21 protein-coding genes are annotated in these 21,526 nt (G+C 62.7%); 13 read left to right on the top strand and 8 right to left on the bottom strand.

The genetic code is table 11. The features are described from left to right. Window positions 1–173 precede the first annotated feature (173 nt). The 7 genes from VV088_RS06885 (at window position 174) to gltA (ending at window position 9,802) form a co-directional block, all read left to right on the top strand. Window positions 174–1,247 (top strand): TAXI family TRAP transporter solute-binding subunit, encoded by a 1,074-nt coding sequence (locus tag VV088_RS06885; RefSeq protein WP_334600050.1) that lies wholly within the window; start codon window positions 174–176, stop codon window positions 1,245–1,247. A gap of 187 nt (window positions 1,248–1,434) precedes the next feature. After that, complete coding sequence (locus tag VV088_RS06880) at window positions 1,435–3,447, top strand: TRAP transporter permease (protein ID WP_334600048.1); 2,013 nt, start codon at window positions 1,435–1,437, stop codon at window positions 3,445–3,447. A 184-nt stretch (window positions 3,448–3,631) separates the two neighbouring features. Beyond that, window positions 3,632–4,489: a glucose-1-phosphate thymidylyltransferase RfbA gene (rfbA, locus tag VV088_RS06875; protein WP_334600045.1), complete on the top strand. Its 858-nt coding sequence runs from the start codon at window positions 3,632–3,634 to the stop codon at window positions 4,487–4,489. Window positions 4,490–4,499: 10 nt separating this feature from the next. Then, window positions 4,500–5,501, top strand: a complete 1,002-nt coding sequence (locus VV088_RS06870; protein ID WP_334600044.1) for an asparaginase — start codon at window positions 4,500–4,502, stop codon at window positions 5,499–5,501. A gap of 17 nt (window positions 5,502–5,518) precedes the next feature. Continuing rightward, complete coding sequence (locus VV088_RS06865) at window positions 5,519–7,501, top strand: bifunctional metallophosphatase/5'-nucleotidase (RefSeq protein WP_334600043.1); 1,983 nt, start codon at window positions 5,519–5,521, stop codon at window positions 7,499–7,501. A 68-nt stretch (window positions 7,502–7,569) separates the two neighbouring features. Continuing rightward, entirely contained in the window at window positions 7,570–8,418 is an 849-nt protein-coding gene (locus VV088_RS06860) for a sulfide/dihydroorotate dehydrogenase-like FAD/NAD-binding protein (protein WP_334600042.1), read from the top strand. Then, complete coding sequence (gene gltA / locus VV088_RS06855; RefSeq protein ID WP_334600040.1) at window positions 8,411–9,802, top strand: NADPH-dependent glutamate synthase; 1,392 nt, start codon at window positions 8,411–8,413, stop codon at window positions 9,800–9,802. Before VV088_RS06860 ends, gltA begins: the two co-directional genes overlap by 8 nt. Before the next feature lie 38 nt (window positions 9,803–9,840). On the opposite strand, the gene VV088_RS06850 is transcribed toward gltA, so the two are convergent. The 4 genes from VV088_RS06850 to VV088_RS06835 form a co-directional block, all read right to left on the bottom strand. After that, on the bottom strand, window positions 9,841–10,503 hold the full coding sequence (locus tag VV088_RS06850) for a hypothetical protein (RefSeq protein WP_334600039.1): 663 nt from the start codon (window positions 10,501–10,503) through the stop codon (window positions 9,841–9,843). An 89-nt stretch (window positions 10,504–10,592) separates the two neighbouring features. Further along, window positions 10,593–12,401: an Rqc2 family fibronectin-binding protein gene (locus tag VV088_RS06845; protein WP_334600038.1), complete on the bottom strand. Its 1,809-nt coding sequence runs from the start codon at window positions 12,399–12,401 to the stop codon at window positions 10,593–10,595. A gap of 20 nt (window positions 12,402–12,421) precedes the next feature. After that, window positions 12,422–12,955, bottom strand: coding sequence for an SMI1/KNR4 family protein (locus VV088_RS06840; RefSeq protein ID WP_334600037.1), 534 nt, complete (start codon window positions 12,953–12,955; stop codon window positions 12,422–12,424). A 3-nt stretch (window positions 12,956–12,958) separates the two neighbouring features. Continuing rightward, entirely contained in the window at window positions 12,959–13,360 is a 402-nt protein-coding gene (locus VV088_RS06835) for a Mini-ribonuclease 3 (protein WP_334600036.1), read from the bottom strand. Between the two features lie 155 nt (window positions 13,361–13,515). On the opposite strand from VV088_RS06835, the gene VV088_RS06830 reads away from it, so the two are divergent. From VV088_RS06830 to VV088_RS06820, 3 genes are all read left to right on the top strand, one after another. Next, on the top strand, window positions 13,516–15,828 hold the full coding sequence (locus tag VV088_RS06830; protein ID WP_334600035.1) for a DNA internalization-related competence protein ComEC/Rec2: 2,313 nt from the start codon (window positions 13,516–13,518) through the stop codon (window positions 15,826–15,828). 1 nt (window position 15,829) lies between these two features. Continuing rightward, entirely contained in the window at window positions 15,830–16,876 is a 1,047-nt protein-coding gene (gene holA, locus VV088_RS06825; RefSeq protein ID WP_334600034.1) for a DNA polymerase III subunit delta, read from the top strand. Between the two features lie 70 nt (window positions 16,877–16,946). Continuing rightward, entirely contained in the window at window positions 16,947–17,537 is a 591-nt protein-coding gene (locus tag VV088_RS06820) for a toprim domain-containing protein (protein ID WP_334600033.1), read from the top strand. A 44-nt stretch (window positions 17,538–17,581) separates the two neighbouring features. On the opposite strand, the gene VV088_RS06815 is transcribed toward VV088_RS06820, so the two are convergent. From VV088_RS06815 to VV088_RS06805, 3 genes are read right to left on the bottom strand one after another with little or no spacing between them, the layout of a single operon-like run. Continuing rightward, complete coding sequence (locus tag VV088_RS06815; protein ID WP_334600032.1) at window positions 17,582–18,748, bottom strand: DUF2812 domain-containing protein; 1,167 nt, start codon at window positions 18,746–18,748, stop codon at window positions 17,582–17,584. Next, window positions 18,745–18,867 carry a hypothetical protein gene (locus VV088_RS06810; protein WP_334600031.1) on the bottom strand — a complete coding sequence of 41 codons (123 nt, stop codon included), beginning with the start codon at window positions 18,865–18,867 and terminating at the stop codon, window positions 18,745–18,747. The genes VV088_RS06815 and VV088_RS06810 overlap by 4 nt, the downstream gene beginning before the upstream one ends. After that, the gene (locus VV088_RS06805; protein WP_334600030.1) at window positions 18,864–19,175 is read right to left on the bottom strand and encodes a PadR family transcriptional regulator; all 312 of its coding nucleotides are present in this window, start codon (window positions 19,173–19,175) and stop codon (window positions 18,864–18,866) included. The genes VV088_RS06810 and VV088_RS06805 overlap by 4 nt, the downstream gene beginning before the upstream one ends. Window positions 19,176–19,350: 175 nt before the next feature. On the opposite strand from VV088_RS06805, the gene VV088_RS06800 reads away from it, so the two are divergent. Together VV088_RS06800 and sigE are read left to right on the top strand one after the other, a co-directional pair. Beyond that, window positions 19,351–20,226 (top strand): sigma-E processing peptidase SpoIIGA, encoded by an 876-nt coding sequence (locus VV088_RS06800; RefSeq protein WP_334600029.1) that lies wholly within the window; start codon window positions 19,351–19,353, stop codon window positions 20,224–20,226. A gap of 1 nt (window position 20,227) precedes the next feature. After that, window positions 20,228–20,950: an RNA polymerase sporulation sigma factor SigE gene (sigE, locus tag VV088_RS06795; protein WP_334600028.1), complete on the top strand. Its 723-nt coding sequence runs from the start codon at window positions 20,228–20,230 to the stop codon at window positions 20,948–20,950. 37 nt (window positions 20,951–20,987) lie between these two features. Here the strand turns inward: sigE and VV088_RS06790 are convergent, their stop codons facing one another. Next, window positions 20,988–21,143 carry a hypothetical protein gene (locus VV088_RS06790; RefSeq protein WP_334600027.1) on the bottom strand — a complete coding sequence of 52 codons (156 nt, stop codon included), beginning with the start codon at window positions 21,141–21,143 and terminating at the stop codon, window positions 20,988–20,990. 149 nt (window positions 21,144–21,292) lie between these two features. Here VV088_RS06790 and VV088_RS06785 point away from each other — a divergent pair, with 149 nt between their 5' ends. Beyond that, entirely contained in the window at window positions 21,293–21,520 is a 228-nt protein-coding gene (locus VV088_RS06785; protein WP_334600025.1) for a helix-turn-helix transcriptional regulator, read from the top strand. The last annotated feature ends 6 nt before the right edge of the window (window positions 21,521–21,526 follow it).

Below are 21,526 nucleotides of genomic sequence, written 5' to 3'. Positions count from 1 at the left end.
GGGGAGCGGGGAGGCGGAGCAAAAAAATAGCTTGCTTTCCGGACCAAGATGTAATATAATAACCCTGCAAATTGTTTTTCAGTTTGCGTCTATTCTGGCAAAAGCCCAATTGGGCTTTTTGCTCTTCCTCCGTGGAAGAGCAATGCCAAGTTTGAAAAATGGAGGAACGAAACATGAGAAAGAAAATTGCCATTGCCCTGTCTCTTGCTATGATGATGAGCATGGCCCTGACTGCTTGCGGCGGCGGCAGCGGAGCTGGCAGCAGCAAGCCTGCTTCCAGCACTCCCGCTTCCAGCACTCCCGCTGGCAGCAATCCTTCCGCATCCGGCAGCCAGCCGGCCAGCGGCCTGGCTCCCAAGGACGGCGGCACGAACCTGACCTTCACCACCGGCGGCGAGACCGGCACCTACTACGGCTTCGGCAACGTCATCGGCGGCAAGGTGGGCGACCTGACCAGCACCACCATCAACACCATCTCCTCCGGCGGCTCTCAGGCCAACATCGAGAACATGGACATGAATGACGCTCAGCTGGGCTTCGTGCAGTCCGACGTTATGGCCTATGCCTACAACGGCGAGCGCACCTTCGCGGAGACCGGCGCGGTGACCAACTTCTCCACCGTGGCCAACCTGTACATGGAGCAGGTCCAGATCGTGACCGTCGACCCCAGCATCAAGACTGTGGACGACCTGAAGGGCAAGCGCGTCTCCATCGGCGCTCCCGGTTCCGGCGTGTTCTACAACGCGGTTGACGTTCTGGGCATCTATGGCCTGGACGTGGAGAAGGACATCACCCCCACCTACCAGAACTTCAACGATTCTGCCGAGGCCCTGAAGGACGCTCAGATTGACGCCGCCTTCGTGGTTGCCGGCGCTCCCACCGTTGCGGTCACCGACCTGGCCTCCGCCCGTGAGATTTCCCTGGTCAGCCTGGATCAGGAGCACATTGACGCCCTGATCGCCTCCTCCCCCTACTACAGCGCGAACACCATCTCCGCCGAGACCTACAACCTGGCTGAGGACACCACCACCGTGGCTGTGGGCGCTGTTGTCATTGCCCGCAATGACGTGAGCGAGGCTGACGTGTACAACTTCCTGTACGGCACCTTCGAGGACATCGCCAATCTGTCCCACGGCAAGGCTGCTGAGTTGGACCTGGACTTTGCCGCTTCCGTCACCGCCGTTCCCTATCATCCCGGCGCTGTGGCCTACTTCGCTGACAAGGGCATCACCGTCCCCGGCAAGTAATTTGGAGCGTAGCCGTTCAAACAACCCCTTAGCGTGAGCCAGGCGGCTGCGGCGGGCTGGTCCCGCCGCAGCCGCTTTCTCTGTCCCCAGGGCGCTGCGAGGCGGATCTATCTCTATTCCAAGCAGTGGCGGTATATCTGCTCCGCAGCCTGCGCGGGGAGAACCCAAAAGGAGAAAGGAGAATTCTATGGACCCGAAAGACAAGAATCTGAACACAGAGCCTCTTGCGGCGGACCTTGACGTCGGCACCGCGGCCGATGTTGAGGAGATCATGAAAAAGTACGACAAGGAATCCAATACGCGGATCTGGGAAGGGAAGTGGGGACTTTTTGTCAAAGTTCTCGGCATTGCCTTTTCGGTGTACTGCATCATCTCCACCCTGACCGGCAAGCCCACCCTGACAGAGCAGAAGCTGAACATTTTTATCGGCCTGATCCTGATCATGGGTTATCTGCACTATCCCATCAAAAAGGGAGTCACCCGGGCCAACTACATCCCCTGGTATGACTGGATCATCATGATTGTTGGCGTCACCCCCTTCTTTTATTTTGCTGCCAACGCGAAGTCCATCATTAAGCTGGCCACCCGCGTGACCCAGGACAACAAGATGGTGATCCTGGCCATCATCGGTGTGCTGGCGCTGATGGAGCTGTGCCGCCGCAGTGTAGGCGTGCCCATTCTGTGTGTGCTGGGCGTCCTGCTGGTGTACACCTTCGTCAACGTCCGCTTCCAGAAGGTGATCTACGACCTCTTCTACACCACCAGCGGCGTGATGGGCACCCCTGTCAACACCTGCCAGAAGTACATCGTTGTGTTCATCATCTTCGGCGCCTTCCTGGAGCGCACCGGCATCTCCAACTTCTTCATCAACCTGGCCAACTGCATTGCCGGCTCCTCCGCCGGCGGCCCGGCCAAGGTGGCCGTGATTTCCTCCGCCCTGTGCGGCATGGTGTCCGGTTCCTCCGTGGGCAACACGGTGACCACCGGCTCCGTTACCATCCCCATGATGAAGCGGACCGGCTACAAGGGCGAGTTCGCCGGCGCAGTGGAGGCGGCTGCCTCCACCGGCGGACAGATCATGCCCCCCATTATGGGCGCCGCCGCCTTCCTGATGTCGGAGTACATGGGCATCCCCTACCGTGAGGTGGCCCTGAAGGCCATCCTGCCCGCCGTGCTCTACTTCACGGGCATCTACATCGCCGTCCATTTGGAGGCCAAGAAGCTGGGCCTGAAGGGGATTCCTCGTGAGGAGCTGCCCAAGCTGAGCAAGCTGCTGCCCAAGGTCTATCTGCTGCTGCCCCTGGTGGTGCTGGTGGTCCTAGTTTCCACCCAGGCCCGCACCATGCAGAACTCTGCGGCCATTGCCATTGGGGTGACCATCGTGGTAGGCATCATCAACAACGTGGTCAACAAGGCCGCCGGGATTGACGATCCCGCTGAGAAATTCACCGTCGGCAAGTTTTTCGACGCCCTGGAGGGCGGCGGCAAGAGCACCGTCACCGTGGCTGTGGCCTGCGCCATGGCCGGTCTGGTGGCCGGCTGCATCACCACCACCGGTCTGGCCTCCAAGCTGATCACCGCCATCGTAAAGATTTCCGGCGGCATGCCCATCATCGCCCTGTTCCTCACCATGATCTGCTGCATCATCCTGGGCATGGGCGTTCCCACCACCGCCAACTTCTGCATCATGGCCTCCACCTGCGCCCCCATCCTGATGGATAAGCGCATCGGCATTGTGCCGGTGGCCGCCTACTTCTTCGTGTTCTACTTCGGCATCGTGGCCGACATCACCCCGCCTGTGGCCCTGGCCGCCTACGCAGGCTCCGCCATTGCCAAGGCGCCCCCCATGAAGACGGCCTTCAACGCCACCCGGCTGGCCATCGCCGCCTTTGTGGTGCCCTATATCTTCGCCTTCAGCCCGGTGATGCTCTTTGAGTTCGAACAGGGGACTACGATGGCGGTCATGATCGTGGAGTCCGTCCTCATCGTGCTCACCTCGCTCATCGGCCTGTTCGGCATCGCCGCGGCCCTGAACGGATTCCTGTACTGGCCCATCAACCCGCTGTTCCGTATTTTGATGGTGGCGGGCGGTCTGTGCATGATGATCCCCGATCACATCAGCGACGTAGTCGGCCTGGTAGTGGTAGGCGGCGTGGTGATCTTCCAGCGCATGGGCGCGAAGAAGAATGCCGCGGCCTGAGCCGGAGACCAGAACGGAAATTTGACCAACTTAAACAACCGGCGGGGTGAAAAGCTCCCGCCGGTTGTGATACTTTTGCACAGCTTTTGCTTGTAAAGAGAAAAATCCTATGATAAAATAACAGAATACCATGGAATCGGACTGCTCCCCTCAGAGGGCGGGCAGTCGGGAACGGGAGGCTGACATGAAAGGTATCGTCCTGGCGGCGGGGAAGGGGACCCGTCTGTATCCCATGACCAAGCCGGTGTGCAAACCCCTGCTGCCGGTGTATGATAAGCCGCTGATTTATTACCCCATCGCCATCCTGATGCAGGCTGGCATCTCTGAGATCCTGATCATCGTCCCGCCAGGGGAGACTCCCACCTTCCAGGCTCTGCTGGGGGACGGCAGCCAGTATGGCCTGCAGGTCCAGTACGCCGAGCAGCCGGTGGCCCGGGGCATCGCGGACGCTCTGCTCATTGGCGAGAAGTTCGTGGGTAACGACCGGGTGTGTCTGGTGCTTGGGGACAACATTTTCTACGCCCCCACCCTGGCTGTCACCCTGAAACGAGCCGCCGCTTACGACCGGGGCGCCACCGTCTTCGGCTACTGGGTGGAGGACCCCCGTCCCTTTGGCGTGGTGGAGTTCGATAAGGACGGAAAAGCCATCTCCATCGAGGAGAAGCCCCGCTATCCCAAGTCCAACTACATTATTCCCGGCCTGTACTTCTATGACCATCAGGTCATGGAAATTGCCCACCACCTGAAGCCCTCTGCCCGGGGGGAGCTGGAGATCACCGACGTCAACCTGGAATATATGCGCCGGGGGGAGCTCCAGGTCATGCCGCTGGAGAAGAACTTCACCTGGCTGGATGCCGGCACCGCCGACAGCCTGCTGGAGGCGGGGGAGTCCATCAAGCATATCCAGTACACCACCGGCCGGTATGTGGGCTGTCTGGAGGAGCTGGCCCTCTACGAGGGCTGGATCACCGAGGAGCAGGTCCACGCCATCGGGGACGAGCTGTCCATGACCCTATATGGGAAATATTTGCAGTGCCTGTAAAGGAGCAGACATGAAACGAATTTTGATGCTGGCCACCGGAGGCACCATTGCCTCCATGGAGAGCGGCCATGGGCTCAGTCCCGCCATCACCTCGGAAGAAATTTTGAGCCACGTCCCCTCCGTAGGGGAGCTGTGCCAGGTGGAGGCAGTTCAGCTGATGAACCTGGACAGCACCAACGTAGGTCCGGAGCACTGGCTGAACATTGCAAACGCTGTCCGGGAGCGGTATGACAGCTATGACGGCTTTGTCATTACCCATGGCACCGACACTATGGCATACACCGCTGCCGCCCTGTCCTACCTGATCCAGGATTCCCCCAAACCCATTGTCATTACCGGGTCCCAGAAGTCCATCGCCCTGGACGATACCGACGCCCGGCGGAACCTGTATGACAGCTTTCGCTATGCGGTGGACCGAGATTCCCACGACGTGAGCCTGGTCTTTGACGGCCGGGTGATCCTGGGCACCCGGGCCCGGAAGGAGCGGAGCAAGAGCTTTAACGCCTTTTCCAGTGTGGATTACCCCGAGCGGGCGGTCATCCGGGACGGCAAGCTGATCCGCTATCTGGCTCCCCGTCCTTACGCCTATGGGGCGGAGCCGGTCTTCTATGACCGGCTGGAGGATCGGGTCCTGCTGCTCACCCTGATCCCCGGTATGGGGGCGGAGGCCCTGGGCCTGCTGAAGGACCGCTATCAGGCGGTGATCCTTCAGTCCTTCGGGGTGGGCGGACTGCCCGGCGGGGAGAACGGTCCGCTGGCCCAGGCCATGGAGGAGTGGCTGTTGGCGGGGAAGACCATTGTCATGATGACCCAGGTGCCCTATGAGGGCAGTGATATGTCCGTGTATCAGGTAGGCCAGCAGGTAAAGGAACGCTTCCAGCTGATGGAGGCGTACAACATGACCCTGGAAGCCGCCGCCACCAAGCTGATGTGGGTGCTGGGCCAGACCGGCGACCCCAGAGAGATCCGGGAGCTGTTTTACCGCCCCGTTCAGTTTGACGTGATTCAGTAATCGGAGGAGGTGTTTCCGTGAAGCGCCGCGTTTCCGCCTGTCTGCTGGCGGTTTTGCTGCTGTGTTCCCTTCTGCCCGCGCTGGCGGCATCCCCTGAGCGCCACAGCACTACGGTGCTCTTTACCCACGACCTCCACTCCCACTTTCTGCCCCAGTCCGACGGGCAGGGGAACGAATCGGGGGGCTACGCCCGCCTGAAAACCGCCCTGGACCGGGAGCGCCGGGCCCATCCCGACGCTTTGACCGTAGACGGCGGCGACTTCTCCATTGGCTCGCTGATCCAGACCCTGTACACCACCCAGGGGGCGGAGCTGCGCACCATGGGCGCCATGGGCTATGACGCCGCCGCCGTTGGCAACCACGAGTTTGACCACACCGGGACCGGCTTTGCCGATATGCTCAACGCCGTGGTGGAAAGCGGCGATCCGGCTCCCGCCCTCCTTATGGCCAACTACAAGCCAGCCGCCAGCAATCCGGACCAGCTGGACATCCTGCGCTCCATGGCGGCCTACGGGGTTCAGGACTACATGCTCCTGGAGCGGGGCGGAGTCACCTACGGCCTGTTCGGCCTGATGGGGGTGGACTCCGACGCCTGCGCGCCCTCCTCCGGCTTTGAGCTGGGGGATATGGTGTCCGAAGCACAACGGTGCGTGGACGCTCTGAAGGCGGAGGGAGCTCAGTTTATCATCTGCCTGTCCCACTCGGGGACCAACGAGAAGAAAAAGCTTTCCGAGGACGAGCAGCTGGCCGAAAAGGTGAGCGGCATCGACCTGATTATCTCCGGCCACACCCACACCACCCTGGCCCAGCCCATCCTGGCGGGGGACACCTATATCGTCTCCGCCGGGCCCTACTGCGAAAATCTGGGCTCCATCACCATCGAATGGACCGAGGGCGGGGGCAAGACCCTGTCCGACTACCACTTGACGCCCATCGACCAGACCCTGCCCAGCGACCAGACAATCACTACCATGGTGGAGCGTTGGAAGGGACTGGTAGGGGGGACCTACTTGGCCCCCTACGGCCTGACCTATGACGAGGTGCTCACTGTGTCTGGCTTTGACCTGCTCACGCCGGAGTCCGGGGTGCAGAAGGGCAATCCTCTGGGCGAGCTGGTGGCCGATGCCTTTCTCTGGGCGGTCAACAACCTGGAGGCGGACGCCCCGGATGTGCCCACCGTCGCCATCACCGCCGACGGGGTGCTCCGCGCCTCGCTGTATCCGGGGGAGATCACCACCGCTATGGCGTTCGATGTGCTGTCCATGGGGGTGGGGAGCGACGGGACCTCCGGTTTCCCGCTGGTGGCCTGCTACCTGACGGGCGCGGAGCTGAAGGCCGCCGCCGAGGTGGACGCCTCCGTTACCCCCCTCATGCCCGCCGCCCAGCTGTATATAGCGGGGATGGAGTACTCCTTCAACACCCACAGGATGTTTTTCAACCGGGTGACAGACATCCGGCTTGTGCAGGAGAACAGGAGGACAGAGCCTGCTCCAATTTTAGGGGATAGTTCCCAGCATGAGAGTTCCGGCTACCAGTATATGGTGACCCAAACCGACCGGACCTACAGCGAGCTTGAGGACGGCCAGCTCTACCGGGTGGTGACCGGGATGTACTCCGCCCAGATGCTGGGGACGGTAAAGAGCAAGTCCCTGGGCCTGCTGTCTCTGGAACCCAAACTGGCGGACGGCACCCCGGTCACCGACTTTGAAGCCTGCATCCTCCGGGATGAGAACGGCAGCGAGATCAAGGAGTGGTACGCCCTGGCCGCCTACCTCAAGAGCTTCGGGGAGGATGGTCTCCCCTTGCGCTACACCGCTCCGGACGGGCGGAAGGACGTCAGCCGCAGCTGGAACCCGGTGGAGCTGATCAAGGCCCCCAACTGGATCACCATTGTGACTTTGATCGTGCTGGCGGCGGCGGCCGTTCTGGCCTATTTCCTCATCCGGGCCCTGCGCTACGCCCACCGGCGGCGGCGCTATGGAAAAAAGAAGACCTTGTGATCTGAGCGGCACGTGCCGCTGGCAATATTGCGATGAAAAAAGGAACCACACTGACAGGAGGAGAGACAGTGAAAAAGTATGAAATCGCGAAGAAGAAGACGCTGACGCCTGAGATCAGCCAGATCTCGGTGTATGCGCCGCTGGTAGCTGCCAAGGCCAAGGCGGGCCAGTTCATCATTCTGCGGGTGGACGAGGAGGGTGAGCGGATCCCCCTCACCATCTCCAGCGCGGAGGACGGCCTGGTGACAGTGATTTTCCAAAAGATCGGCGGCACCACCCTGGCTCTGGACCGGTTGAACGAGGGCGACTGCCTCCAGGACTTCGTGGGCCCCTTGGGACTGCCCACCGAGGTGGAGGACCTGGGGCGGGTGGCCGTTCTGGGCGGCGGCCTGGGCTGTGCCATTGCTCTGCCCGTGGCCCGCGCCCTGCATCAGGCCGGCAACCAGGTAGACCTGATCGGCGGCTTCAAGACCAAGGACATCGTCATTCTGGAGGAGGAGATGAGCCAGGCGTGCACCGACCTGCACATCTGCACCGACGACGGTACCTACGGCTACCACGGCTTTGTCACCGGCAAGCTGGAGAAGCTGATCGAGAGCGGGGTCAAGTTTGATCATGTGTTTGCCATCGGCCCGCTGATGATGATGAAGTTCGCCTGCAAGCTGACGGAGAAGTATAACATCCCCACCACCGTGAGCATGAACCCCATCATGATCGACGGCACGGGCATGTGCGGCTGCTGCCGCCTCACCGTGGACGGCGAGGTGAAGTTCGCCTGCGTGGACGGCCCCGACTTTGACGGCCACAAGGTGGACTTTGACGAGGTCATCGCCCGCAACGCGACCTATTTGGAACAGGAGATCAAGGCGAGGGACAATCATATCTGCCGCCTGGGAGGAGGTGCCATGAATGGCTAATATGCAAAATGTGAGGACCCTGATGGGGGACCAGGACCCGGCCAATCGTGTCAAGAATTTTAAGGAGGTGGCCCTGGGCTACTCCACCGGCGCGGCCATGAACGAGGCCGACCGCTGCCTAAACTGCAAGAACAGGCCCTGCGTCAGCGGGTGCCCGGTGGGCATCCCCATCCCTGACTTCCTGCGCAAGGTGGCGGACGGCGACATCGCCGGAGCCTATGAGATCCTCTCCGCCGCCAACGCCCTGCCTGCCATCTCGGGCCGCGTCTGTCCCCAGGAGACCCAGTGCGAGGGCATGTGCGTCCGGGGCATCAAAGGCGAGCCCATCGCCATCGGCCGCATCGAGCGGTTCGTGGCCGACTGGGCCGCCTTCCGGGGCATCATCAACAATGTGGAGCCTGTCCCCAGCAACGGCCACAAGGTGGCGGTGATCGGCTCCGGCCCCGCCGGCCTGACCTGCGCCGGCGAGCTGGCCCGCATGGGCTATGAGGTCACCATCTTTGAGGCTTTCCACGTGGCGGGCGGCGTGCTGAGCTACGGCATCCCCGAGTTCCGTCTGCCCAAGTCGGTGGTCAAGCGTGAGGTGGAGAAGCTGGAGAAAATGGGGGTGAAGATTGAGCTGAACATGGTCATCGGCAAGGTGCTCACCATCACCGAGCTCTTTGAGCAGGAGGGCTTTGAGGCGGTCTTCATCGGCTCTGGCGCGGGCCTGCCCATGTTCATGAAGATCCCCGGCGAGTCCCTGATCGGCGTGTACTCTGCCAACGAGTATCTGACCCGCATCAACCTGATGAAGGCATACAAGGAGGACTCCGCCACCCCCGTGCTGCACAATAAGAAGGTGGCGGTCGTGGGCGGCGGCAACGTGGCCATGGATGCCGCCCGCTGCGCCAAGCGCCTGGGCGCGGACGTCCACATCGTCTACCGCCGCTCCGAGGCGGAGCTTCCCGCCCGTGTGGAGGAGGTTCACCACGCCAAGCAGGAGGGTATCGTCTTCGATCTGCTCACCAATCCCGTGTCCATCGAAGGGGACGAGAAGGGCCAGGTCCAGTCCATCACCTGCGTGAAGATGGAGCTGGGCGAACCGGACGCCTCTGGCCGCCGCCGTCCGGTGGTCATCCCGGACAGCGAGTTCAAGATGGAGGTGGACGCGGTCATCATGTCTCTGGGCACCCAGCCCAACCCCATGAGCTACGAGGGCACCCCCGGCCTGGAGAAAAACAAGAAGGGCTGCGTGGCTGCCGACGAGAACGGCTGCACCTCCTGCCCGGCCATCTTCGCCGGCGGTGACGCTGCCACCGGCGCCGCCACCGTCATCCTGGCCATGGGCGCAGGCAAGTCCGCCGCCAAGTCCATCGATGAGTATATTAAGAGCAAGCAGTAACGGAAAAAGGACCTCTCCCGAGGGGAGAGGTCCTTTTGTTACCCATTTTGTTCCTTGGCCTGTCCGGCCAGCTGGCGGATCGTGTTGTCAGCTTCCTGTTTGGCGATTTTGGAGGTCTCCTCAACCGTGGGGATGGAGATATCCTTTAAGGCGAAGGGGTCATTGAGCCGCAGGCCGGTGCCAGTGAGCATGGCCCGTACCTGGGTGTATGTCCACTGCCGCTGGTCTGCCGGTATGCTGGCGTCAAAGAAGTCCGACCAGGAGCACTGATACTTGGCGGCGATGAAGTTCAACTGCTGAGGGAGGGAGGAACCTAGAGGGTTGTTCAGCGCCTCCTGATAGGGGGCGGCGTAGTAGTCCTGGATGGCGTTCTCGGCGGTGTCCCGGAACTGGACGGCCTGGGTGGTGTAGGAGTCGAAATAGGCTTTACACCAGATCTGTCCGTCCGGGTCCACTGAGGCGTTCCAGTTGATCTCCAGCCGCTGTTCCTCCAGCTGTTCTTGAGCCATGGACATGATGTCCTCTTTGGTCATGTCCAGCAGGGCGGCTTTCTCTGCCTGGGCGGACACCTGACGGCCCTCCTGAGATAGTTCCAGCTGGTCCTGGGACTGGCCTGCGGCGGTGTGCTCCTGGGACGGGGCAGAGCGGGCGTTCCGGATCAGGGCGAGCTGGCCGGTGTTGTAGATGGGTGTGACGTTCATGGCGGTTTTCTCCTTTGCGAAAGCTGGTATACTGAAGTATCGGCAAAATTGAGATAAAATTAAGCGGCGAGATCCGCCGCTTAACGTATTTATTTGACCCTCAGCCGCTTGGCCAGTTCCCCGTCGGGGGTGACCTGAGCGGTCTCGTAGGTGGTGTAGACTACCATCCCGGGCCGGGCGCCCCCCGGCTTCTTTACATAACGCACCGGAGTATAGTCTACCGGGACCTTGCCGCTGTCCCGGGCCTGGGAGAACCAGGCGGCCAGACAGGCGGCCTCGTTCAGGCTCTGGAGGTCGGGCTGGCCGCCCTTGGTCCACAAAATGACGTGGGAGCCGTGGATTTTCTGGGTGTGGAACCAGATATCCCCCTTGCCCGCCAGCTTGCAGGTGAGCAGATCGTTCTGGCTGTTGTTCTTGCCTACGGAGATGCGCAGGCCGTTGGTTGACATAAACTCCATAGGCTTGGAGGTCACCCGCCGTCCCCGGTCCTTGGCCTTGGCGGGGCGGCGGAGGTAGCCGGTGTCGGCCAGCTCCTGACGGATCTCGGCCAGGTCCCGCTCCCCCTCGGCCAGAGAGATGTTTTCCAGCACGCTGTTGAGATAGTCCAGCTCGCCGCGGCCCTTCTCCAGCTGGATGGTGAGCATCTCCTCCGCCTTTTTGGCCCGGTTGTAGTCCTTGTAATATCTGGCGGCGTTCTGCTGGGGGGTGAGGAGGGGGTCCAGCTTGATTTCGATCTCCCCGCCCTCTGGATCGTAGAAGTCCGCTGTCCGGAGGCGGGCCATGCCCTTCTCCATCTGGTAAAAATTGCTGGTGAGGATGTCCCCCAGCTGGCGCAGCCGGTCCCGGTCCCTGGTGGCGGCCAGCTCCTTCTCCTGGTTGGCGATCTTCCGCCTGACCCGGTCACGGGCATTGGTGACCAATTTGATCAGGTCCTGGCCCTTCTGCCTCACCCGGTCCTGGCGCTCCCGCTGCTCGAAGAAGGCGTCCAGCAGGGGGGAGAAGGCGGGCCATTTCTCCACCTGGGCAGCGTCCTCGTACTGGCCTGCTGGGAGGAAGGTGAAATCCCGGGGGCGGCCGTCCATGGAGATCATGGTGGGAGTGAAGCGCCCCGCCTTGACCGTCTCCCTCAGTTGTTCCAGCTGGTCCAGCAGCCTGTTCCGGCCCTCCGGACCCAGGAGGTTCAGCCGCACGTCGGCGGCCCCGCCCGCCCGGTGGGCCAGCTCCCGGCAGATCAGCGGGGACAGTCCCCCGAAGGTGTCCAGCAGCCAGCGGTCAGCCTGGGCCTCCTCTGGGGCGGCGGCCAGCAGTTCCTCCAGCCGCGCCCGGTCCGCAGTGAGGGGATCTTCCTTGTCCACGCCGGGAGGGAGACGGTAGAACATCCCCGGCTGGAGCACCCGGTACTGCACGCCGGAGGGCTGTCCCTCCCGCTGGAGGAGCAGCTTGTCCGCGCCATCCAGCCCCACGTGGCGGATGCAGTCCAGGATGCGGCCGTCGCCGTCCAGCAGGATCAGGTTGGTCTTGTGGCTGATGGCCTCCAGCACCAGCCGGCGCTCCACCCGGTCGCCCAGCTCGTTGAGCGCCTCAAAGCGGAGGGCGGCCACCCGCTCCAGGGGAGTCTGGACGATCTCCAGCAGCCGGGCCCCGGACATGTGCTTGCGCAGCAGCATACAGAACATGGGGGGCTTCTCCGGATTCTCCAGGGGCAGGGTGGTAAGATGGAGCCTGGGGTGGGCCGGGTTGGCGGACAGCAGCAGCCGCACGTTCCCCGCCGCCGGGGAGCGCAGGGCCAGAATCACCTCGTCCCGCCCAGGCTGGTAGATTTTGTCCACCCGAGCCCCGGACAAGGCGGTATTCAGTTCGTTGATTACGCCGGACAGGCACAGCGCGTCTAAAGGCATGGGAAATCACGCTCCAATGTTCAATAGGGGAATTCCGCAAAATAGTCCACATCGTCCCCGTCGGTGAGCCAGCGTTCGAACCAGCCTAAAAAGTTCTGGCGCTGGCAGCAGGGCTGGACGCCCAGTTCACAAAAATGCCAGACCTCGCCCCGGCAGGGGCCGGTGATGACCAGCTCAAAGGTTTGACCATCGCCGATATCGATCAGTTCCAGCGTCCCGCTGGTAAAGGGGTTGCCGAAGGGCGGCTCCTCGCCCTCCTCCAGGTTGTCCCAATCCACCCAATACTCCTGATAGCGGAAGGGTTCCCTGTAGTTTTCCACCTCCCGCTTTGCTCCGAGGGGCAGAACGTCGTAGCCGTCGAACATGTCACAGCCGTCGCCCACCTCCAGCAGGAAACGGCGGTAGCCCTCGGGAAGCACAATCCCGTGCTTCTGCTCAAAGGCGCGGATTTCTTCCTCAGACAGGACAGGCCCCATTTGGATGTTCTGTTCCTTGATTGCCGTTTTGATTCGTTCCAAAACGGCGTCGTATTCTTCCGGTTTGTAGATTGGCATGGTTTATTCCTCCATCATAGCGGCAAATAATTCGTTCAGCCGTTCCGTCCGCCCCTGGAGGTAGAGCCAGCCGAACAGGGCCTCCAGGCCGGTGGCGGTCTGATACTGGACCCGGCTGGCGGCCTTGGGGATGGAGTGGGGGGCGGTGTTGCGGCCCCGGCGGAAGACGTCTCCCTCTTCCTCTGAGAGGAGGGGCTGAATTTTTTCAAACCGCTCCGCCTGGGCGGGGGCGGCCACATATTGGACGGTAGCCTTGTGCAGGTCTTTGGCCTTGGCCCGGCCGTGGAGCACCAGCCAGGAGCGGACCATCAGCTCATACACGCCGTCCCCCAGGTGGGCCAGCCCCAGGGTGGACAGAGACAGCAGGCCGTCCCGATCCAGATTCAGATGAAAATAGTCGGTCATAGCAGGGCGCTCCTTTTTGGAAAGTGGGATGATTTTATCATACTTTGCCAAGGATGGCAAGGGGGACTCCTTTCGGCGGACGGAGGGAGTTCGCCCTTGCAATTTTCCTGCAAACATGATACCCTTTAGAAAACACTGGGAGAGGGGGGAGGACTGTGCGCATACTGGCCGCCTTTGCCTTCTCCTTTGCCGCCGCTATTTTCCTCACCATCTACGGCGGCCTGGACGCCCTTCTGCTGCCGCTGGGCGGGGCGCTGGTTGTCATAACATTGCTGCTGGGGCTGCTGGTCCGGCGGAAGAGCCGGGCCCGGACCCGGACGATGCTCATTCTGTCCGGCCTGGCGGCGGGCTTCCTGTGGACGGCGCTGTACATGGCGGTGTTCTTCCAGCCCGCCCAACAGCTGGACGACCGCACCGTCCGCCTCACCGCCGCGGTGACCGACTGGCCCCAGGAGGGGACCTACGGCGGCTATACCGTCCTGGTCCGGGCGGACACGGAGCAATGGGCGAAGGTGTCCGCCATCCTCTATGTGGACGAGCAGGGGGCGGACCTGCGTCCCGGCGACCGAGTGGAGACCATCGCCCACTGTACCCTGGGGGACCGCACCTTTGCCGGGGAGGCCATTACCTACTACACCGCCAAGGGCATTTTCCTCCGGGCCACGGCCTATGGCCGGCTGGAGGTGGAGCGTCCGGACCACATCGCGCCCCAGTATTTCGCCGCCTGGGCGGCCAGGGCGCTGAAGGAGGGCATCGACGCCGCCTTCCCGGAGGACGTTGCCGGCTTTGTCAAGGCCCTGGTGACGGGCAACCGGGACAGCCTCACCGACGAGTTCACCACCTCCCTGGAGCGGGCGGGGCTGAGCCACACGGTGGCGGTGTCCGGGATGCACCTGGCCTTTCTGGCCGGACTGCTCACCACCCTGCTGGGGCGGGGCAGACGGAGCGCCGCCGTCCTCACCATCTTCTGGGTGGTGCTGTTCTGCGGCATCGCGGGCAATACCCCTTCGGTGCTCCGGGCGGCGGTGATGATCCTGCTGCTCCAGTTCGCGCCCCTGCTGGACCGGGAACGGGACGGTCCCACCGCCCTGGCGCTGGCTCTGCTTCTGCTGCTTTGGACCAACCCCTTTTCCGCCGCCCACATCGGGCTTCAGCTGTCCTTCACGGCGGTGGCTGGCATCCTGCTGGTGTCCGACCGGGTGCAGGACTGGCTGCTGCGGAAGCTCCACATGGACGGCCTCCGGAAGCCCAAGGGCTGGGGAGAGCGGCTGCTGCGGACAGCCCCGTATTTTGTGGTGTCCTGCCTGTCCGCCACGCTGGGAGCCTCGGTGCTCACCATACCGCTGGTGGCCCTCCATTTCAACATGGTTTCCCTCATCGCCCCTCTGTCCAACCTGCTCACCCTGTGGGCCATCGGCTTTCTGTTCCTGGGGGGACTGGGGGTGGGGACGCTGGCTGTCTTCCTGCCCGGTCCGGCGGCGGCGCTGGCCCTCCCCTTTGTCTGGCTGGCCCGCTACCTCCAATGGGTGGTAGACTGGCTGTCCAAGCCCGCCTTGGCGGCCCTGCCGCTGGAATCGGTGTATTACCGGGCCTGGCTGGTGCTGGTTTACGCCCTGCTGCTGGTGTTTGTCCGCACGAAGGGACGGCGTCCGGTGTGGATGCCCCTGGCCGCCGGATTGGCGGCGCTGGTGCTGGCGGTGGCCCTCACCCGGGCCTCCTTCTACACCGGAGGGCTGGCAGTGGCCGTGCTGGACGTGGGTCAGGGCCAGAGCGTGCTGGTTCGGACGGGGAACTTTTTCACCCTGGTGGACTGCGGCGGGGACAGCCGGGACGACCCCGGCGACGTGGCTGCCGGCTACCTCCAGTCCCTGGGCCGCAATCAGATCGACCTGCTGGTGGTGTCCCACTACCACTCCGATCACGCCAACGGCATCCCTCAGCTGCTGAACCGGGTCCGGGTGGGGGAGATCGCCCTGCCCGACGTGGAGGAGGACGCCCCGCTCCGGGCGGCCATTCTGTCTGCGGCGGCGGAGAAGGGCATCCCGGTGCGGCTGGTCCGGGAGGACACCCGCTTCGCACTGGCGGAGGACCGGACGGTGTCGGTGTTCGCCCCCGTGACGGAGGCGGGGACCACCAACGAGCTGGGGCTGACGGTGCTGGCTGCCGTTGGACAGACCGAGGTCCTCATCACCGGCGACATGGAGCAGGAGGGGGAGCTGCGTCTGGTGGAGAGCATCCCCTTGCCGGAGGTGGAGATCCTGGTGGCGGGCCACCACGGCTCAGAAACCTCCACCACCCCTGAGTTGCTGGAGACGGTCCAGCCCCGGCTGGCCCTCATCTCTGTGGGACAGAACAATTCCTATGGCCACCCCTCTTATGACACCCTGGTCCGCCTGGATGAGGCGGGGGCCGCCATTTACCGCACCGATCTGTACGGCACCATAGAAGTGCAGTGGAAGGAGAACTGATATGCCGCCAAAACGAAGCAAAGACAAGGAAAAGCCGGATATATCCGGCTTTCTCAAGCTGAAGAAGGAGCTGTCCGCCGGGAAGCCGGGGCAGCTGTACATTTTCCACGGGGAGGAGACCTACCTGCGGGAGTACTACCTGGACCGCCTGCGGGAGGCCGTCCTCACCGGGGGGCTGGGGGAGTTCAACCGCCATGAGATCAACGCCCGGGAGATGAGCCCCCACGCCCTGGAGGAGGCGGTGGACTGCCTGCCCATGATGGCGGAGCGGACCCTGGTCCAGGTCACCGACTTCGACCTGTTCAAGGCGGCGGACAAGGAGGCCTATATCCGCATCCTGTCCAGTCTGCCAGAATACTGCTGTCTGGTGTTCCTCTACGACGTCATCGACTACAAGCCAGACGCCCGCACCAAGCTGGCGGCGGCCCTGAAGGAGCACGGCACGGCGGTGAACTTCGCCCGGCAGGAGACGTCGGAGCTGGTGAACTGGATCCGCCGCCACTTCCGGTCCATGGGCAAGGATATCGAGCCCCGCCTGTGCCAGGAGCTCATTGAGCTGTGCGGCGACCTGATGCAGAACCTGAAGCAGGAGATCGAGAAAATCGGCGCCTACGCCAGAGGACCCGCCATCACCCTGGCGGACATCCAGGCGGTGGCGACCCCTCAGCTCAGCGCCGTGGTCTTCCGCATCGCTGACGCCATCGGGGAGAAGCGGTTTGACGAGGCCGCCGGGGTGCTGGGGGACCTGTACCGGATGCAGGTGAAGCCCGGGGAGATCATCGGGGCCTTTGGCGGCCAGATGCGGCAGATCTACTCCGCCCGGCTGGCCCTGCAGCAGGGGCGGGACGCCAACTACGTGGCCCGCCTGTGGGGGATGCGGTACCCGGCCAACCGGCTGATGAACAGCGCCCGGCGGTTTTCCCTGTCCTGGTGCCGCCGGGCGGTGATCCGCTGCGCCCAGACCCACGCGGCCATGCGTTCGGACAGCGGCCAGACCCCGGAGGAGCTGATGACCACCCTGCTGCTGGAGCTGACCAACACGGCGTAGGGAGGTGGACCGCCTTGATTGAGGCGCTGATGACAGCGTTTGAGACGGCAGAGAAGGGAGGGAAGGACCCATGCTGTGCATTCGGGAGGCCATCGTGGTGGAGGGCCGTTACGACAAAAACACCCTGTCCCAGGTGGTGGACACGCTGATTCTGGAGACAGGGGGCTTTCAGCTCTTCCAGGACCCGGAGCGGATGGCCCTGCTGGACCGGGCCGCCCGGCGGCGGGGGCTGGTAGTGCTCACCGACTCCGACGGGGCGGGGTTCGTCATCCGGAACCGGATCAAGGGGGCCATCCCGGCCCAATTTTTGAAGCACGCCTACATCCCCGACATCTACGGTAAGGAGCGCCGCAAGCGCCGGCCGGGGAAGGAGGGCAAGCTTGGGGTGGAGGGGATGCCGCCCCAGGTGCTGGAGCAGGTCCTCCGCCGGGCGGGGGCCACCTTCCTGGAGGAGGAGGCTCAGGCAGCCCTCTCCGGTCCGCCGCTGACCAAGGGGGACCTGTTCGCCGCCGGACTGGCCGGGGGACCGGGGAGCGGAGAAAAGCGGCAGGCCCTGCTGAAGCGGCTGGAGCTGCCCGAGCACATGTCCGCCAACGCCCTGCTGGCCGTCCTTAACGGCTGCTACAGCCGGGAGGAGGCGGAGGCATTTATCAGCGGCTAGAGGAGCGCAAAAAGGACCCTTTGCGAAGGGAGGCTTTTTTTGCGCTAACGGACCATATCCACGATCTCGTCCAGACAGCCGGTGAGGTCGCCGCTGCCCCTATACCGCACCACCACGACCTTATCCTCCAATGCGGCGGCAGCGGTGTGGTAGACGCCGTTCTCGCTGTCGGCCACAGACAGCCAGTCCGCCCCCGCGTCGGGGTAGTCCCGGATGGTCCAGGCCACGGCACTCTTATCCAGCCAGGGGAACTGGCCGTCCAGCTTCATGGAATCGGTGAGGAGGTCCTTTGCCGCTGGGACGGCCAGAAAGGACAACCAGCCGGGGAAGTCGGACCAGGATACCTCCAGATAGAGCATCCGTTCGTCTATAGCTTCGAAATCCCAGGACTGCCGCTGATTCCAGCACAAGAGGGAGCCTCGCCAGCTGCCCGAATCCGTCCCCAGAGTGATCCCCGTTTCCTGATCGGTTACATACAGCGGAGGGAATTCAGTCACAGGTCCGGGGAGGCTCATGCTGCGTCCGATGGTGTTCAGGAAGCACAGGAGGAACAGCAGAAGGGCGACATAGGCGGCCCCCGCCCAGGAGAAGAACTGCCGGCTGGGGAACCAGAGCCGGAAGCGTTTGGGTGGAGCGCCCTCAAGCTCCCGGATGACGGCGGCCAGCTCCCGGACCCGGGAGTATTGGACCGCAAGATTCAGGAGCGGGCGGAGAAAAAGGAACAGCAGAACCTCCCAGACAATGATGTTGGAGGACAGCAGCTTGGTCAGTGGTGTTCCGCCCCAGAACAGGGCGGTGGTGCAGATGGTCAGGCAGGCCAGCACAATGAGAGCCATCTGAACGCACTCCTTCCGGGCCTTCCGGTACAGCTTGTTCCACTGCTCCAGCCGGATATCCGGATCAGTGTGGGGTTCCGGGGCGCGGGGGTCGGCGGAGGAGAAGATGAGCATCTCGTGATTGACAGTACCTACATGCCGCCAGCTGCACTCCTGAAACAGGTCCACCATGCCGTCGGGGAAGTCCGCTGCCAGAGAGAAGGCGTAGGGCTCCAGCCGGTAGCGGACCTGTTTTGCTTCCCCTTTTTCAAAGGTACACACCAGAGGGCGGTACTTTTTCAGGAAAAGCCCCCTGGCGGCCATATGTTCCAGCCATTGTTCCAGTCCCCGTACGTCATACATGGACACGGGGGTCAGTTTCCAAACGTGGTTCATAGCATTACCTCCTTGTCAAATGCCTCCAGAAACAGCCCCTGAAGAACCATCTCGTCCAGCCACTCTTGGACGCCCTGGATGTCCAGCAGGGAACAAGGGATCGCTTTTTTTACCATCATCGCAATTCCTCCTCTCCGTCCGTCACGCAGGTGCGCAGGCGGTCCAATTCCTCCTGAAAAGCGTCCCGGCCCTTATCTGTGATCTGATAGGTCCGCTTGCGGCCGTCCACCGAGATTTCGGCAATCAGCCCCTCGTCCTGGAATTTGGCCAGCAGGGTATACAGCGTCCCCGGCCCCAGCTTCACCCGGCCCGTGGTTTTGCGGGCGACAAATTCGGTGATCTCGGTGCCGCACATCTCCCGGCTCAGGAAGGACATAAGCACATAGTACATGGGTTCGGTGAGCGGTCCCTTTTCCCGTCCCGCCATCGACGGACCTCCTCTCTCTTGTCGTGTTATAATATCGTCTAACGATATTATAACACGAGATAACCGCCCGGTCAAGAGGAGCCTGACAAAATCCGCCCGAAACCCCTATCAAAATTCTGACCGCTTTTTTCCGGCCAAGCCCCTATAATAGGACGTGCTGAAGGGGGGAGAGACTGTGACGGTCATCTATGTGGATACGCTGTTTCTCCTCAACGCCCTGGTGGACTATCTGCTCCTTTTGGCCGCCGCCCGTCTGGCGGGGGAGCCTCTGCGCCGGGTGCGCTTCGCCCTGGGAGCCATCCTGGGGGGCGGGTACGCGGTAGCCATTTTCCTGCCGGGACTGGGCTTTCTGGCCCATCCTCTGTGCCGCCTGGCCTCCGCCGCCCTGATGCTGCTGGTATCCTATGGGGGGAGCCGCCGCCTGCTGCGCCAGGGAATTTTGTTTGTAGCCCTGACCTGCGCCTTTGGGGGAGGAGTGGTGGCCATTGGTCTGCTGGGGGGGACAGGACTGTCTCTGGGCGGCGGGGTGTTTTACTCCGCGCTGGATCTGAAGGTGGTGCTGCTGTCGGCGGCGGTGTGCTACGGGGTGCTTACCCTGGTGTTTCAGCGTCTGGCGCGGCACAGTGCGGCGGACGGGGAGCTGGTCAACATAACGCTGCGTCTGGGGGAGCGGTCCGTGGCCCTCACCGCCTTGGTGGACACCGGGAACACCCTTACCGACCCGGTGTCCGGCCGTCCGGCAATCGTGGCGGAGGGGGAGCGGGTGGGGCCGCTGTTCCCCCGGGAGCACCGCCCCGGCCCCGCCGACCTGCGGGACCCCGCCGCTGCCCTGACCCGCCTGGGGACGGGGGCGTGGCGGTCCCGATTCCGCCTGCTGCCTTACCGCAGCGTGGGGGTGGACAGGGGGCTGCTGCTGGCCCTTCGGGTGGACGGGCTGGAGTGGAAGGGGCAGCCGCGGGGACCGGCGCTGGTGGCCCTTTCCCCCACGCCGGTGTCCGACGGGGGCGGCTATCAGGCGCTGGCCGGACCAATGGATGAAAGAGGTGTTTGAGATGAAAACAGTTTACATAAAGCTGAAGGAAGGGCTGACGGCCCTCCTCACCCGGCTGGGACTGCTCCTGCCCGGAAAGGTCATGTACATCGGTGGGAGCGATACCCTGCCGGTCCCGCTGAAGCGGGAGGAGGAGGCCGCCCTTATCGCCCGCCTGAAGGAGGGGGACGCCGAGGCCCGGAACCAGCTCATTGAGCATAACCTGCGGCTGGTGGCCTACATCGCCCGGCGGTTTGAGAACACCGGCATCAACATTGAGGACCTGATCTCCATCGGCACCATCGGGCTGATCAAGGCGGTGGGCACCTACCAGCCGGAGAAGGCCATCAAGCTGGCCACCTACGCCAGCCGGTGTATTGAGAACGAGATTTTGATGTACCTGCGAAAAACCGCCAACCAGAAGACGGAGCTGTCCTTCGACGAGCCGCTGAACACCGACTGGGACGGCAACGAGCTGCTGCTGTCCGACATCCTGGGTACCGACGAGGACCTGGTGGTCCAGCCCCTGGAGGCCGACGTGGACCGGCAGCTCCTCCGTCAGGCCATGGAGCGGCTGGACAACCGGGAGCGGCACATCATTACCCTCCGCTTCGGCCTGGACGGACGGCGGGAGTGCACCCAGAAGGAGGTTGCCGATCAGTTGGGCATCTCCCAGTCCTATATCTCCCGGCTGGAGAAGCGGATCATCGCCCGGCTGAAAAAGGAGATCGTGAAGATGATGTGAAAAGGGGCCCCCTCGGCGAGGGGGCCCGGTGTGAGTCTTACAGCCTTCGGCACAGGAGTTCAAATGTGCTCCCGTCTGTGGTGTTGACGGTGAACAGGCCACGCCTGTCATCCGTCACAATGTCAGCGATGTTCAGGCCATCACTGTCATTCAGCAGATCGAAAAGCTTATCTTTAAAATAATTGAGATCCATTTCCGTCACCTCCTTCTCTGTCTGTGTTGGTGTCAGTAACGTGTGGAGATAATAGCACACAGAATGACCTTTGTCAACGTCGTTACGACGTTTTCGGCATGTTTAACTAAGGCCCATTCACCTCTAAACTATTGGTGAGGTGATCATGAATGAAAGAAGAGTATCGCGAGCAGTATCGGAAGTTCGGTTTGAATGTGGTTTACTATAGAAAAAGTCTGCGGGCAACTCAACTTCAGCTTGCAGAAATGCTGGATATCGAAAGGAGCCACATCAGCGCCATCGAGCTGGGGAATGTGGGGGTGTCCATGGACCTGATCTTCAAAATGTGCGAGGTGTTCAAGATCAAGCCCAAGGATCTGTTCGATTTCCGGGACTAAGGCGTG

It is taken from the genome of Lawsonibacter sp. JLR.KK007 (genome assembly GCF_036941135.1).
GTDB lineage: Bacteria > Bacillota > Clostridia > Oscillospirales > Oscillospiraceae > Lawsonibacter.
This window is presented reverse-complemented; position numbering and strand designations above follow the sequence as displayed.

Bases quoted from the DNA above. Each gene is read 5' to 3' on its own strand.
- VV088_RS06885 (WP_334600050.1), top strand. From the start codon at position 174: ATGAGAAAGAAAATTGCCATTGCCCTGTCTCTTGCTATGATGATGAGC.
- VV088_RS06880 (WP_334600048.1), top strand. From the start codon at position 1,435: ATGGACCCGAAAGACAAGAATCTGAACACAGAGCCTCTTGCGGCGGAC.
- rfbA (WP_334600045.1), top strand. From the start codon at position 3,632: ATGAAAGGTATCGTCCTGGCGGCGGGGAAGGGGACCCGTCTGTATCCC.
- VV088_RS06870 (WP_334600044.1), top strand. From the start codon at position 4,500: ATGAAACGAATTTTGATGCTGGCCACCGGAGGCACCATTGCCTCCATG.
- gltA (WP_334600040.1), top strand. From the start codon at position 8,411: ATGGCTAATATGCAAAATGTGAGGACCCTGATGGGGGACCAGGACCCG.
- VV088_RS06850 (WP_334600039.1), bottom strand. From the start codon at position 10,503: ATGAACGTCACACCCATCTACAACACCGGCCAGCTCGCCCTGATCCGG.
- VV088_RS06845 (WP_334600038.1), bottom strand. From the start codon at position 12,401: ATGCCTTTAGACGCGCTGTGCCTGTCCGGCGTAATCAACGAACTGAAT.
- VV088_RS06840 (WP_334600037.1), bottom strand. From the start codon at position 12,955: ATGCCAATCTACAAACCGGAAGAATACGACGCCGTTTTGGAACGAATC.
- VV088_RS06835 (WP_334600036.1), bottom strand. From the start codon at position 13,360: ATGACCGACTATTTTCATCTGAATCTGGATCGGGACGGCCTGCTGTCT.
- holA (WP_334600034.1), top strand. From the start codon at position 15,830: ATGCCGCCAAAACGAAGCAAAGACAAGGAAAAGCCGGATATATCCGGC.
- VV088_RS06820 (WP_334600033.1), top strand. From the start codon at position 16,947: ATGCTGTGCATTCGGGAGGCCATCGTGGTGGAGGGCCGTTACGACAAA.
- VV088_RS06815 (WP_334600032.1), bottom strand. From the start codon at position 18,748: ATGAACCACGTTTGGAAACTGACCCCCGTGTCCATGTATGACGTACGG.
- VV088_RS06810 (WP_334600031.1), bottom strand. From the start codon at position 18,867: ATGATGGTAAAAAAAGCGATCCCTTGTTCCCTGCTGGACATCCAGGGC.
- VV088_RS06805 (WP_334600030.1), bottom strand. From the start codon at position 19,175: ATGGCGGGACGGGAAAAGGGACCGCTCACCGAACCCATGTACTATGTG.
- sigE (WP_334600028.1), top strand. From the start codon at position 20,228: ATGAAAACAGTTTACATAAAGCTGAAGGAAGGGCTGACGGCCCTCCTC.
- VV088_RS06790 (WP_334600027.1), bottom strand. From the start codon at position 21,143: ATGGATCTCAATTATTTTAAAGATAAGCTTTTCGATCTGCTGAATGAC.
- VV088_RS06785 (WP_334600025.1), top strand. From the start codon at position 21,293: ATGAAAGAAGAGTATCGCGAGCAGTATCGGAAGTTCGGTTTGAATGTG.